The 12,975-nt window shown below is 41.6% G+C and carries 11 protein-coding genes (1 of these 11 cut by a window edge); 6 read left to right on the top strand and 5 right to left on the bottom strand.

The genetic code is table 11. From position 1 onward, the window contains the following. Window positions 1-21: 21 nt before the first annotated feature. The 3 genes from murI (at window position 22) to purM (ending at window position 2,913) form a co-directional block, all read left to right on the top strand. On the top strand, window positions 22-798 hold the full coding sequence (gene murI, locus LEP1GSC062_RS01670; RefSeq protein ID WP_010576448.1) for a glutamate racemase: 777 nt from the start codon (window positions 22-24) through the stop codon (window positions 796-798). A 352-nt stretch (window positions 799-1,150) separates the two neighbouring features. Next, window positions 1,151-1,759: an adhesin Lsa19 gene (gene lsa19, locus LEP1GSC062_RS01665; RefSeq protein WP_170875447.1), complete on the top strand. Its 609-nt coding sequence runs from the start codon at window positions 1,151-1,153 to the stop codon at window positions 1,757-1,759. 119 nt (window positions 1,760-1,878) lie between these two features. After that, window positions 1,879-2,913, top strand: coding sequence for a phosphoribosylformylglycinamidine cyclo-ligase (purM, locus tag LEP1GSC062_RS01660; RefSeq protein WP_020983300.1), 1,035 nt, complete (start codon window positions 1,879-1,881; stop codon window positions 2,911-2,913). 211 nt (window positions 2,914-3,124) lie between these two features. Here the strand turns inward: purM and LEP1GSC062_RS01655 are convergent, their stop codons facing one another. Together LEP1GSC062_RS01655 and pyk are read right to left on the bottom strand one after the other, a co-directional pair. After that, window positions 3,125-4,096 (bottom strand): sensor domain-containing diguanylate cyclase, encoded by a 972-nt coding sequence (locus LEP1GSC062_RS01655; RefSeq protein ID WP_039940930.1) that lies wholly within the window; start codon window positions 4,094-4,096, stop codon window positions 3,125-3,127. Between the two features lie 617 nt (window positions 4,097-4,713). Next, window positions 4,714-6,141 (bottom strand): pyruvate kinase, encoded by a 1,428-nt coding sequence (gene pyk / locus LEP1GSC062_RS01645; RefSeq protein ID WP_010576444.1) that lies wholly within the window; start codon window positions 6,139-6,141, stop codon window positions 4,714-4,716. 104 nt (window positions 6,142-6,245) lie between these two features. Here pyk and LEP1GSC062_RS01640 point away from each other — a divergent pair, with 104 nt between their 5' ends. Genes LEP1GSC062_RS01640 through LEP1GSC062_RS01630 form a run of 3 tightly spaced genes read left to right on the top strand, consistent with a single transcriptional unit; the run spans window position 6,246 to window position 9,080 of the window. After that, on the top strand, window positions 6,246-7,151 hold the full coding sequence (locus LEP1GSC062_RS01640; protein WP_139356632.1) for a histone deacetylase family protein: 906 nt from the start codon (window positions 6,246-6,248) through the stop codon (window positions 7,149-7,151). Window positions 7,152-7,153: 2 nt separating this feature from the next. Then, the gene (locus tag LEP1GSC062_RS01635) at window positions 7,154-7,969 is read left to right on the top strand and encodes a hypothetical protein (protein ID WP_020983196.1); all 816 of its coding nucleotides are present in this window, start codon (window positions 7,154-7,156) and stop codon (window positions 7,967-7,969) included. A 1-nt stretch (window position 7,970) separates the two neighbouring features. Further along, on the top strand, window positions 7,971-9,080 hold the full coding sequence (locus LEP1GSC062_RS01630; RefSeq protein ID WP_010576441.1) for a PP2C family protein-serine/threonine phosphatase: 1,110 nt from the start codon (window positions 7,971-7,973) through the stop codon (window positions 9,078-9,080). A gap of 474 nt (window positions 9,081-9,554) precedes the next feature. Here the strand turns inward: LEP1GSC062_RS01630 and LEP1GSC062_RS01625 are convergent, their stop codons facing one another. From LEP1GSC062_RS01625 to LEP1GSC062_RS01615, 3 genes are all read right to left on the bottom strand, one after another. Further along, window positions 9,555-11,303, bottom strand: coding sequence for a hypothetical protein (locus LEP1GSC062_RS01625; protein ID WP_020983212.1), 1,749 nt, complete (start codon window positions 11,301-11,303; stop codon window positions 9,555-9,557). Between the two features lie 80 nt (window positions 11,304-11,383). Further along, window positions 11,384-11,869, bottom strand: a complete 486-nt coding sequence (locus LEP1GSC062_RS01620) for a putative lipoprotein (RefSeq protein WP_010576440.1) — start codon at window positions 11,867-11,869, stop codon at window positions 11,384-11,386. Window positions 11,870-11,929: 60 nt separating this feature from the next. Further along, on the bottom strand, window positions 11,930-12,975 hold the 3' portion of the coding sequence (locus tag LEP1GSC062_RS01615) for a glycoside hydrolase family 36 protein (RefSeq protein ID WP_010576439.1). 895 nt of this gene lie beyond the right edge of the window; the window shows 1,046 of its 1,941 coding nt (coding positions 896-1,941); its start codon lies beyond the right edge, outside the window; its stop codon occupies window positions 11,930-11,932.

Below are 12,975 nucleotides of genomic sequence, written 5' to 3'. Positions count from 1 at the left end.
GTTTCGATTGAGAGTTTACATTTGAAAGGGCCGCTAAAGATCGGATTGATGGATTCCGGAATGGGCGGTTTGTCCGTGCTTAAGGGAATTCTTAAATACGATGCGGAACTGGAGGTCGTATATTACGGAGATCTAAAAAACAGTCCTTACGGAGAAAAAGAAGCCTCTGAAATTCTGGAACTTGTACGAGACGTTTGCAAGCGATTGCAGGAAGAAAACGTGAACGCGATTCTGCTCGCTTGTAATACGGCTACGTCCGCCGCCGCACAAACTCTCAGAAAGGAGTTTTCTATTCCTATTTTCGGGATGGAACCGGCGATTAAACCGGCGATACTGCAGAATCCTGGAAAAAAAATCGCGCTCCTGGCAACTCCGGTCACGCAAAGAGAGGAAAAATTACAAAGGCTCAAATCGGAATTGGGAGCGGAGGAATTGATTCTTCCCGTTTCCTGTCCCGGTCTAGCCGGATTGGTGGATAAGGGAGAATTTGACGAGGCGGAAAAATATCTTCGACCTATTTTGAAAAAACTCCAGGAGGAGAATGTGGAGAACCTCGTCCTCGGATGTACACATTATATTTTTCTAAAACATATAATCCTAAAAAACTTTCCGAATGTGAGAATTTACGACGGAAATTCGGGGACAATAAAACATCTGTTGAATTCTTTACAAGTTCGTCAAAGGGTTTTGAATTGGAGTTCATCTTCTGGGTCCGTTTACAAGCTTATCTTAAACAGCGATGAAGAATTTCACTTTCGATTGGCGACCGAACTTTTGCAATCCGAAAGCAAGTTCTAATATAGCTCACAAACCAACTGCTTACGAAGAATTTAAACATAAATTTATGATTATTATTCTGGCTTATTCCTTAGAACCAAATCTGAAGAGGAGTGCGACCATGATTCTTAAGTCTTTAATAACAAAGTGTAGTAGTTCCCACGTTTTAGATGTTAGGTTTTTAGGGGTCGGGGATAGATTGACCTTCCGCTAAAGAGTTTCGACCTGATTTTTGAAAACCAGTTTTATGGAAATAAATTTCTAAAGTGATTTTAAAATTTTTTGAAATAAATTTCTAAACTTTATTCTAAAAATTCGATTGGTTTTTTTCGAATTAGAGTATAATTACGAAAACTTCTCTATAGAGGATTGAATCGGAGTATTTATGGTCCGTTTACTGATCGCGATCGCGATTTTATTCTTTTTCATCGTTTGTAAACCTAAGGCCCTCGAAAGTTCAGACGCAGTCGTGACCTTTCTCAAAGGAAAGGCCTCCATAGTGGAGACTGGCAAGGAACTTTCTCCGCTTGCAAATGTGACCGAAAAACAATCCGTCAAAACGGATTCGGATGCGGTCTTGGATCTTACTTCCAAACTTGGTAGTTTTCGTCTATTAGGCGGAAGCACGGCGACTTTAGCCGCTCTCAATGCGGACAGCGCTTCTTTTCAGGTTTCTGAAGGAAACGTTCTCATCAAAGCAAGTAAACTCACAAAAGGTCAGAGTCTGCTTGTCGACACTCCTACCGTAGTCGCGGCAGTTCGCGGAACTCAGTTTTGGGGGAGAGTGAACGGTAAAGACGAGACTGGAACGTTTGCGGTTCGGGAAGGGGCTGTTGAAATTATTCGTAAATCCGATAATGCCAAAGTTTTGATCGAAGCGGGACAGGCCGTAGATTTAAAGCCGGGCGATGGGGATTTAAAAACGAGAGCCGCCGCCAAAGAAGAATTGGCCGCAATGGAGCAGATTGACCAGATGAAATGATTTCCTGAAATCCCGAATCTTCGTCCTTAAGTGCCGGATTTCCTTATGAGTCCGGTTTTTTTTGTGTGCAGGGATTTTGACTTTTTCAAGCTATTCTAAAAAAGAATCGGAACTTGAGAATGGAAGAAAAGATCACATACAAAAGTGTCGGTGTGGATACGGAAAAGGGAAGAGAGTTCGTACAAAAAATCAAACGAAACGTAGAATCCACTCATGGCCCCAGAGTTCTCGGAGGTCTCGGCGGTTTTGCGGGAGCTTACGATGTAAGTATCCTTAAAAAATACAATCAACCCGTTCTTCTTTCCGGTACCGACGGTGTCGGAACAAAAATAGAACTTGCGCGACTGTTGAACACTTTCGACACGATCGGGATCGATTTGGTTGCAATGTGTGTGAATGATATTCTCGTTTGTGGCGGGGAACCTCTTTTCTTTTTGGATTATATAGCATGCGGAAAGTTGGATATTGAGAAAATGGATCGAATCGTATCCGGAATCGTTCATGGATGCAAGTTGTCTAACGCGGCTTTGCTTGGGGGAGAGACTGCGGAACATCCCGGAACGATGAAGGAAGACGAGTTTGATCTTGCCGGTTTTGTGGTGGGTGTGGTCGAAAGGGATTTGATGATAGACGGTTCCATGATACGGTCGGGAGATCGGATTTTAGGACTCGAATCCAGTGGACCTCATAGTAACGGTTTTTCTCTCATTCGTAAGCTCTTATTAAAAGACGGAAAACATCTTCCATCCGATCCCGAACAAGTGAAGTTCTTAAAGGACTATGCTCTCAAGCCGACTCGAATTTACGTTCAAAGTATATTAAAACTTTTGCAAAAGGTTCCGGTCAAAGGAATGGTACATATTACCGGAGGCGGATATCAGGAAAATGTTCCAAGGGTTCTTCCGAAAGGATCTCAGGCAAAATTCTATAAGGACAAAATTCCTTCCGGATATTTTTTCGAGAAGATCAAAAGGGATTATAAACTCGACGAATTGGAACTATTCGGGACGTTTAATATGGGAATCGGTTATATGTTAATCGTCTCTGAAGAGCACATCGATATTGCCGAAGAATTTTTAGAATCCACGGGAGAGTCCGTCCACAGAATCGGAGAGATCGTTACCGGTAATCGGGAAGAGGTTCGATTCGTCTAACGGCGGATTTACGATGACAAATGGGATTGTCATCCAAATCTACGGAACTTTATACAGAGCTGACCGTAAGTCTATAAGGCGGTTGTTGTTTTCTCGAAGGAAGGGATATTTCTAGAGATAAATCCTGACATCGGTTCTCCGCTTCCATCAAAGATGAGAGCCTTTCTTGTTTTAAAAATGAAAACTTATCGTGGTGTTTTGAAATCGGTTCTTATTGGAAAGAGGAAAGATTCAATCTATCAGGAGAATGAATTTCGGTAAAATGGGTAAACCTGTCACGTCCTTCCGTTTTTGATGCGTATAACGCACGATCTGCGGATTCGATCAAATTTGTCAAGCAGGCATTGTCTTCGATCGGAATAGTTCCTCCGAGAGGAAAAGTAAGGGTTGAAATGCCGATACTGATTGTAATGGATCTTTTCTCCCAAGAAAATTCTCTGATGGCTTGAATCAATCTTTCTGTGATTTCTACGGAATCCGTTTGTGAAGCATTCGGTAAGGCTATAATGAATTCCTCACCGCCGTATCTTGCCAAAACGTCGCATTTGCGTAAGGCTCTAGTGAGTAAGAGGGCGATTTCAATTAGAACCTTGTCTCCCGCCGGATGACCAAAATTGTCGTTATAGTCTTTGAAAAAGTCGACGTCAATCATCAACAAAGAAAGGGAAGTTCCCTGATTTTGCGCGAGATGAATCAGACGATTTAAATCCTCGCTGAAGGCTCTTCTGTTTTTGAGCTTTGTCAACGGATCTGTAGAGGCCTGTTCAAACAACTTATCGTTTGCGACTTTGAGTTCGGCCGCAAGTTGACTGATCTTGCGATTGGATTCGATCATTTCGCTGATATCCTTTCCAGTCACATAAATTAAACCGGAATTAAGATCGGGAGAGGCTGTCCAGGTAAAATATTTATAGTTTCCGTCCGCACAAATGTAACGATTTTGGAAAGAGAAAGTCGGCAAACCTTGGTTCAATTTTTCGAATTCCTGAGAAGTAATTTCCTGATCCTCGGGATGAAGCAAATGAAATGGGTTTCTTCCAACCAATTCCTCTTCTTTCCAACCTAGAGTTCGTTCGAAAGCAGGATTTACTAATAGAACTTTGCCTTCTAAGTCTACTATTGACAGTAGATCTATGGAATTATTCACGAGTTTTTCAAGATCGTATTCTTTTTTAAAGTTCATCATTGTCTATTTCCATTGTTTTAGTTTTTTATGGAGATACGAGAGATTGATTTTCATTTTTAGAACATATCCGTAAAGTCTCGTTATACAAAACGCATTCAGAGAATCGAAAAGTTTCTGGATGTTGTATTGCTTTTTCATACTTCATACTTTTCCTCAAATGAGAAGAAAATAAATGAGGCTTTGAAAAAGAAGTTCTTGTTTTTGTCATAAGAAATCGGCTTGAGAATTGTTTATAAAAAAGTTTTTATACGAAAACAGAATGATTCGTCGATTCTATTCATAGATATTTTCTTTTGCCGTTATGGTAAAATTGTTGATTGAGTCCAATTTTATAACTAAAAAGAGAAACTGGAAAGTAAAAAACGAAAATAAGAAACGAAACCAATGCAATAAAATGTATTCAAATTATAGAATATTTCTTTTAAGAGAGTTTGAATTATAAAAGCGGAAGATTATTGGAGAGCGTATTTTTACGTTACGATTCTACATGAATTGGGATTTGTCAATTGATAATATGAATTCAAGTGCGCTCGATAACTTTTTAAAGGTTTCATCCAAGAAAAATCGATTGAGCGGAAACATTTTTATTTTTTGGGTTTGTAGTAGAATGAAACTCAATGGATTTGATAAATCTGTAAAAAGTCGACGCTACGTACTGTGGTTCCCGGAGCACCGGAAAGAATCACAACCTTGTCTCCCGGAAAGAGAAATTCATCCTCTTTGAGTTTCTGATTCATGTATGCGATCATATCTTCCAGCCTTGTAAAAAAAGGCATTACGAAAGGTATCACACCTCGATAGAGTTTCATCTTTCTTGCTGTGGTGACAAACGGAGTGAAAGAATAGATCGGAACCTTCGGTCTCATTTCCGAAGTGATCAAAGCGGAATAGCCGCTTCTTGTAAAATTAACGATCGCTTTTGCGTGAATTCCGTGAGCGATTTCTCTCGCGGCATTTCCTAAGGCGGTTTTTTCGGATTCTAAGAATGTCTTCTTAATATTCCAGTGGATTTCGTAGATATGGTTGATGGTTTCCGTTTCTTGAATGATCTTCGACATGATCTCTACCGATTCCAACGGATAATGACCGCTTGCGGATTCCGCAGAGAGCATCACTGCGTCTGTTCCGTCCATCACTGCGTTTGCGACGTCGCTTGCTTCCGCGCGGGTCGGTCTCGGATTTTCGATCATCGATTCCAACATCTGTGTCGCCGTGATCACCGGTTTGCCCGCTTGATTGAGTTTGTGGATGAGTTCCTTCTGAAGGATCGGGACTTTCTCCGTTTCGATCTCTACCCCAAGATCCCCTCTTGCAATCATGATTCCGTCCGCGCGCTCTATGATTTCTTCTATGTTTTTGATCGCTTCCGGTCTTTCAATCTTTGCGATCAATCCGGTATAGGTTCCTTGCAATAAAGATCTGGCCGATTCCAAATCCGCACCCGTTCGAACGAAACTAAGCGCAATATAGTCCACCCCGAGAGAAAGCGCGAATTTTAAATCTTCTATGTCCTTTTCGGAAAGAGCGGGAGCGGAGATTGGAGTTCCGGGGAGATTGATTCCTTTGTTACTCCATAATATGCCGCCTACGATCACTTTTAAAATTGCGGAGTCCGACTTTTTAGAAATGACTTTCAGTACTAGTTTACCGTCGTCGATGAGGATCTTATCTTCTTCTTTGATATCTTGAATTAGATTTGGATAGGTGCAGCCGATCGTATGTTCGTCGCCTTGGAAATCCGCGTCGGGGACAATTTGAATCTCTTGATTTTTATGGAGTAAAATGGAATTGAGTTTTAATTTTCCGGTTCGAATTTTTGGACCTTGCAAGTCGGCCATGATTCCCAATGGAAAACCGGAGGTTTGTTCGCATTTGCGTAACGTATCGTAAACTCTTTTGTGAGAATCGTGAGTTCCGTGTGAGAAATTCATTCGAGCGATATCCATTCCCGCTTTGAGCATGGAAAGGACGGTCTCTTCGGAAGAAGAGGCAGGACCGATGGTACAAACGATTTTGGTTTTTTTCCAGTTCAGAATTTTCATGAACGGTAATTATAGATAAACGCCTTCCATTGTTCCAGCTAATATTTCCTCTTTACGAACGGAAACCGAAAAATAGAATGAACCAAAAATAGGCGTCCATCTTCTTGGAGAAGCAGCTAGAACGAATTGGTTTGGTTTATCATCCAGATTATAACATAGATCTGGGACCTCATATATTTCCGGCAAGGAAGTACCAAATGATTTACGATCTTGTAAAACAAGATCGTAAACTCGCAAATCTTTATGTATACAAGCCCGAGCCCGCTAAGGATAAAGATTTGGCATTGGTTCATACTAAAGAATTTTTAAAGGATTTTTTTTCTCTCAAAATCACCGAAAGAACCCAGTATTCGGAGCTTCCACTTACGAAACAAATCGTTCAAAGTTTTGTTTTAGCGGTGGGAGGCACGATACTCGCCACCGAACTGACCGGGAAATACAAGTTCGTTTATCATATTGGCGGTGGTTTTCATCATAGTATGCCAGATCGGGCGGAAGGATTTTGTTATCTGAACGATGCGGCGATCGCGGTTAAATTGTATCAAAGGACATATCCCGGTAGAAAAATTCTCTTTATCGATTTGGATCTTCACCAAGGCAACGGAAATTCCGTTATATTTCAGGAAGACTCGGGTGTGTTTACGTTTTCCATGCACCAGGAAAATTTGTATCCTAAAAAAGAGAAGTCGGGACTTGACATTCCTCTTGAAGAAGGAACGGACGACGAAAAGTATCTGGAACTTTTGGTGGAATCTCTGCGCAAGATCGAATCTGATTTCAAACCGGATTTGATTTTTTATATCGCCGGAGCCGATCCATTCGAAGGAGATTCCCTCGGGGATTTAAAACTCACGCTTCAAGGGCTACGTAAGAGGGATAAGATCGTCAGAGACTTCGTCCGTGCGTTAGACGTGCCTGCCGTGATTCTTCCGGCGGGAGGATATGCTAAGGACTTTTACGATACGGTGACGATTCACTACAACACAATCAAAGTATTTGCGGCCGATTGACTATGAGTATCTTTTCTGATTCCGATAAGAAAAAAGGAAACCCCGGGTTTTGGGACGGCCAAGATCTGGGAATGATCGACATTTCCAGAGAATTTCAGACTTCTCTCGGAATTGAAAACAGGCTTTTCAATCGTTTTTCGCAAAACGAAGTACGAGAGATGCTTGAAAATTCGGGAATCTTTCGGGTCCTTCAGGCGAGAGGTTATAAAGACTACGGGATTTTTTTGGATGGAATTTCCGACATGGACAATCGGATTTATATCAAAAATCCTTCCGACGAAATTCTAGTCCACATGCGCTTGAAATTTTCCGACTTTCAGTTTAAAAAGCTGGATCAATCCTATAAACTCGTTTATATTGACTGGCTCTTGACCCAGAACTTAAAGATGAAACATATGAGAGCCAAAAAAAAACTGTTTCAGGGCCAGGAATATCCCGGACTTTCTCTTATGAACGAAATCACTGGCTTTATCAGAATTCTTGCCACAAAATTAGGCGCTTACGGAGCTTTCAACATTCCGGAATATTTTCATGACGCCGTTTTGTTTCATAAGTCCTTTCAGTTTGTGGATCCGGAAAAGGAAGGGAAATTTCGTGCGATCCTTCATTCTTTCAAAAGAACCAATTTGAGAGAATTGAGTGAGCAGATTCACAACGAAAAGATCTGTGAGGCTTTTACGAAAGAACTTTACGTTTGGAAATACGGAGAAATGGTTTCCTGCATCAACGGGTATTTTGAGTCTGTGCTTTTCGACGAAGAATATTATAAAAAAGTGGAAAAGATCGTTTCAGAGACCCGATATTTAAGGAAAACTTAATATGTTAGGATTTTCCTTAAGACCGGAAATTATCATTCTCGACGACGACAGAGACGTCGGAGAAACCCTCGAACTCATCCTGAATAAGCTCGGATATCAGAGCGTATTTTTCGATTCCGTAGAGCAGGGAAAACAATACTTTGAAAGGGAATTAAACCCGATCGTTTTTCTCGATATTCATATGCCGGGCACGAGCGGTCTCGAAATTCTTCCCTACTTTAAGAGTTTAGAACCCAAAACTCAGGTGATCATGATGACCGGAGAAAGGGATATCAACAACGTGGTCACGTCTCTTACGCACAAAGCGAGCGACTTTTTACTCAAACCTTTTTCGATTCAGACGGTTCAGATTGCTATTCAAAAAGCATATGATTATTATGTTATTCTAAAGGAAAAAGATTTACGTGAAGAGGTTATCATGCGGGATCTTCGTCTCGCTTCCAGGGTTCAGGGAAAAATCTTTTCGATTCCCGATCTGAGCCCGTACAAAGTGGAGGCAGATGTGACTCCGGTTTCCTTTGTGAGCGGGGATTTTAACGTGATTCTTAAAAAGGAAAAGTCGATCCTTTTGCTTTTGGGGGACGTGGAAGACCACGGCGTTACTTCCGGACTCATTGCGCTTTTGATGACGACTCTCGCTAGAGAAGAGTTTAAAAATTCACATGACCCGTCTGTTATCCTCAAAAGGATGAATCAAGAACTTTGTTTGAACATTGGGACCCACAGTATGACTGCCGCCTGTGTGATTCTTTTTCCGAACGAAAAGAAGTTGGTTTATGCCAGAGGAGGGCATCCTTTTCCGGTTCATTTTCACAAAGAAGGATTTTCATTTTTAAATGAAAAGTCGGGTCAGCTAATGGGTATTGTGGAAGACTTGGATTTTCCGAGTTACGAAACGAACTTCGAGGATAAGGATGTAATCTTTCTTTTTTCCGACGGAATCATAAACAATCTCAACCATCCTTTGATCGAAGAATTGAATCGAATCCACAAGTCGGATCAGGACTCCGTTAAACGTATGAAAAATGCTTTGGACGATTTCGTTCGTTCTTCGATTCCTTTGAAAGAATATAGGGACGACTCTTCTTATATTCTTTTAGAGATTCATTGAACGTTTCACTTCCAAGAAAGATCGGTCTTTTTGTTGTAAGAATTTTTTGCGAAACTCCGGTTCGAAGTCGGTCTGTTTCTATTGGCAATATCATAACTAACGTGAGTTTGATATACTTCAATCATCCAAAAATCAGGAAAATTCAGGCACAACGCTTCCTAACGTAACCAACCCCACAAATTAAGAAGGCTTTTGGGATAATAAGGGTCAAAAACTGATATTTTTCAAGTGTTCCGACAAGAATGAGACTTTTTACTTGCAAGAAGTATGATTTTCTGATAGAGAAAAATCTTCCGAGCCTTTCCGCCTCCCGCCCCACCACCCAAAAATCAGGGTGGGGTAAGTTTCACGGGGGATTTTGTCGGAATTCCGACAAATTAATCTTGAGATCCCATTACTTGTGGTGCCCTTAGGAAGTGCGACAGTTTAGTTTCTTATTGGCTCAAACTTTCTTACGCCAAACTCACGTTAAATTTAATCCTCTTCTTGAAATTGAAAAAGTTCGTCCGGAATTTCTTTTATGGACACCATTGGGAACGTTCCTTTTCGAATATTAAAAAAAGCAAGTTCAGGAAAACTGAAGAACAAGGATTGAAACCCCTTTTGAAATCGCTCTCCTCTGTCTAAGGGTGAGGCGAGTATTCCGATTAAAGTCGCGCCGAGCCCAGTCGTCAAGTTCACGATTCCGTAGAAAGGTCTAACCCAAAACACGTCGTCCGTAAAAAGAAGAAAAAAGTGGTCTTCTCGATTGGATTTGTAGATCGAGGAGCTGAGCGTAAGCGATTCCTTGAAGTGGATTTTCCAGCTCGGGTTTTGTTTTAATAGTTCCGCCAGTTTTTTTCTTCGATAAGAAAGGAAAATTTTTTTTCCTTCGTTCTTCCAGTTGTTGGAAACCCAATGGGATGCGTAAAACGGAATGAACGCGAACGAAAATTCGAAGTCGATCTTTTCGCTTGGAAAAGAAATTCTCTTTCGATCAAACGAGTCTTGTACGTTTTTAAGGATTTCGGTCGTACAGTTTTCAGATAGAAGACGGAACGGATAAATTTTTTTTAAACGGACATGATATTCCAGCTCTCTTGCCTTTGCGAGTTTTAGATATTCTGCAAGTACGGAATTTTCAGGCAAGTGCATCGGAATTAGGAATTTATTTTCTCTTTGAGGAAGCAATTTGTCCCAAGTCACTCGAATCGGAATCGCGGTTCCTCTCTGTAGTTCAAAAGCTCTGTTGGATGAATCTTCCCAAATTTGATATTCTTTTTCCGTTAGTTCCTTTAGGGCGGAGACCTTTTTTCGAGCGAGTGATACGATTGCCGCGGTTTCCTCCGTGATATGTTGAAGAGCCTGTGTGTCGTCGGAATCCTCCTGGTAAACGATTTGCGGATTATCCGGAAAACTGGATAAGAATACCGGAGTCCCGGTGCGGATACTTTCTTCGATCGTGTGTAATCGCCCGAGGGTTACAAGTGCGCTGTAAGCCCAGCCAGGATCCCTTTCGGATAGGATCTGGATCAGTCCTTCGGTTTGTTTTGTGTTAAAATTCTCCAAGAGCGTTTTTTCTTGTTCGGTTAAGGATTCTTTTGTATTAGAAATTATGAATTCTTCGTTCAAGGACCATTCTTCTCCGAGAATTTGGCACAGTAGAATTCCTTCTAGTATATCACGAAGTTTTAAATAAGATCCCGGCTTGAAAAACGGGAACTTATCTCGGCTCATTTTTTCGGGAAGCGGAGGGAACTCCATTCTCAGAAGTTCGTTGTTTGGAAAGAGAATTTCGTCTTTTAGGGTTTGTTCCAGATGACTTAGAAAATTTTTCCCTAAGGCGGCCGTAAGTTTTGCTTTTAGATCCTTGGTAAGTTTCGATTTCCCCTTTGGAGTGAAATATGCGGTCGCTCGGAGCCCGATTTTTTTTTCGGGAGAATTCAATTCTTCAAGAAACTTTGTTTCTTTCTTCAACATCTCCAGGTTTTGCAGATGTCGGAACTGAACGAGATAAAGATGATTGAGTCCCGATTCTAAGATGGAAACTTCTTTTTGCGTAAGTTTCAATCTGGTAAGCACACTGGTCCGATTGGATATTATGTTGTAATCGAACGCGAAGTCGTCGTAGGTTTCCCGAACCAAATGGAAGATATCATCCGGAAAAAATTGATAGTGGTAGACTTTGTTTCCGACTCGAATGCCCGTGTGCCCGCCGCTGGACTGTCCGGTGTTTGCGTCCACATAAATGAAATCGACCGTTGTGGGTGTGGAGTAGAGCCCCGTCGAAAAGAGCAGGGCTATAAAGAGAGCAAGAAAAAATTTCAGAGTTGATGGAATCCTTTACGAATAGACTCTACGATTTCCGGTTTGGAAGTTCCGAGTCCTTGCACGAAGGTTTGAAACTTATCTTCGTCTATTCCCGCTTTTCTAAGTCCGCTTCCGATTCCCAAATATGTTACCCGCAACGACTTCCAGTTCGTGAGTCCGTTTCGAAAAGCTAAAGTGGAGAGATCGTTTTTGAATTCGATTTCTTGAAATCCATTTTCAAAGTGCATCGCAGTTAAATCGCGAACGTCTTTGAGATACGCTTTTTCTTTCTCTTCGTCGTTGCCGGAGGAAGAAGAAAAAATGGAACTCACGGAAGTAGAAAGTGACTTGATTGATTTAGAGAGGCTTTCTAATGAATCGGAAGATTTACTGAGAGATTGGACTCCGGTGGAGATGGATTCGGAAATAAAACAGTGGTTGAGGCTGATTATGGTAAGTCCTAGTGTCAGAGAGATGAGTAGTTTTTGAATGTGTTTCATCAGGTCGAATTCTCCGTTGGTGGTTTGTCGGTTGGAATTTTACTTTTTCCTTCAATGGAGTCAAACAACTTTTGCGGTTTGTAATACCACGGAACCGAATGCCGGAAGTTTTAATTTGAGAACCCCACTTCTTGAAAAATATTCAAGGGACTCAGGAACTTTTCCTGTCCAGTAATCCGGAAATTGTTTGAGTTTAGAGACGAAAGGAACTTGGATTTCGATCGTATTTTCTTCTTCACTTGGATTCCAAATTCCTAAAAAACCTGCCGGATTGTAAAGCGCCGATGGAAACGATCCGGAAGCAAATCCGATCGGAACGGGAGTTTTACTTCTGCACTTGACTCCGAGTTCCAGTATTTTTTTTAAAAGTGCGAGTCTTTCTTCTCCTATTAGGGAGAGATCGTCGCTCACGAGAATCATTCCGCCGCTCACTGCCATTACGCTCGCCATTAGCTGAGTTTGTGCGGGAGTCATGTGATTTTTACTTTCTCGAACCAAAAGGCAATCCGGATCGTTGTACCATAAGTTTCTGTGCATCGAAGAGCGAGTGATGTCGTTAATCAAGGCTCTTTCGGTACTGAGCGCATGTTTATCCTTTGCGAGAATTCTCGTTTTTTCTCTTTCCCAAAAAGGCGCCACGTCACAACCGATTCTCATCGCATCGAACAGTCCGATTGACGGATAGATGGGTGCTCCGCATCCAAGAAGGAACACGTCTTTACCGACGACTTTACGGATGAATCGAATCGTGTCCGTATAACGTTTGTGAGGCGAGATACTCCGATCGTAGGTCCAACCGGGAAGAAGGGCGGCGTATAAAAAGTCTAGTTTGAGATACGAATATCCGTTATCCTTTACGATCGTTTTTAGAATATTCTCTAGGAAATCTCGGGAGGTGGGATGAGTGACGTCGATACAATACGTGTAATCCATTCCCCAATGAGGGTTCCAAAGCGCGGGCACTGGCTTTCCGTCTCGATCTTTGAGGATGGCTTCGGGATATTTCTGATAGAATTCGGATTTTTTTCTGACAAGAAAAGGTGCGAGCCAAATTCCCGGAGTCAATTTTTCCCTTCGGATTTCTTCGGCTAAAAGCCTCATTCCTC

Source organism: Leptospira alexanderi serovar Manhao 3 str. L 60 (assembly GCF_000243815.2).
Lineage (GTDB): Bacteria > Spirochaetota > Leptospiria > Leptospirales > Leptospiraceae > Leptospira > Leptospira alexanderi.
This window is presented reverse-complemented; position numbering and strand designations above follow the sequence as displayed.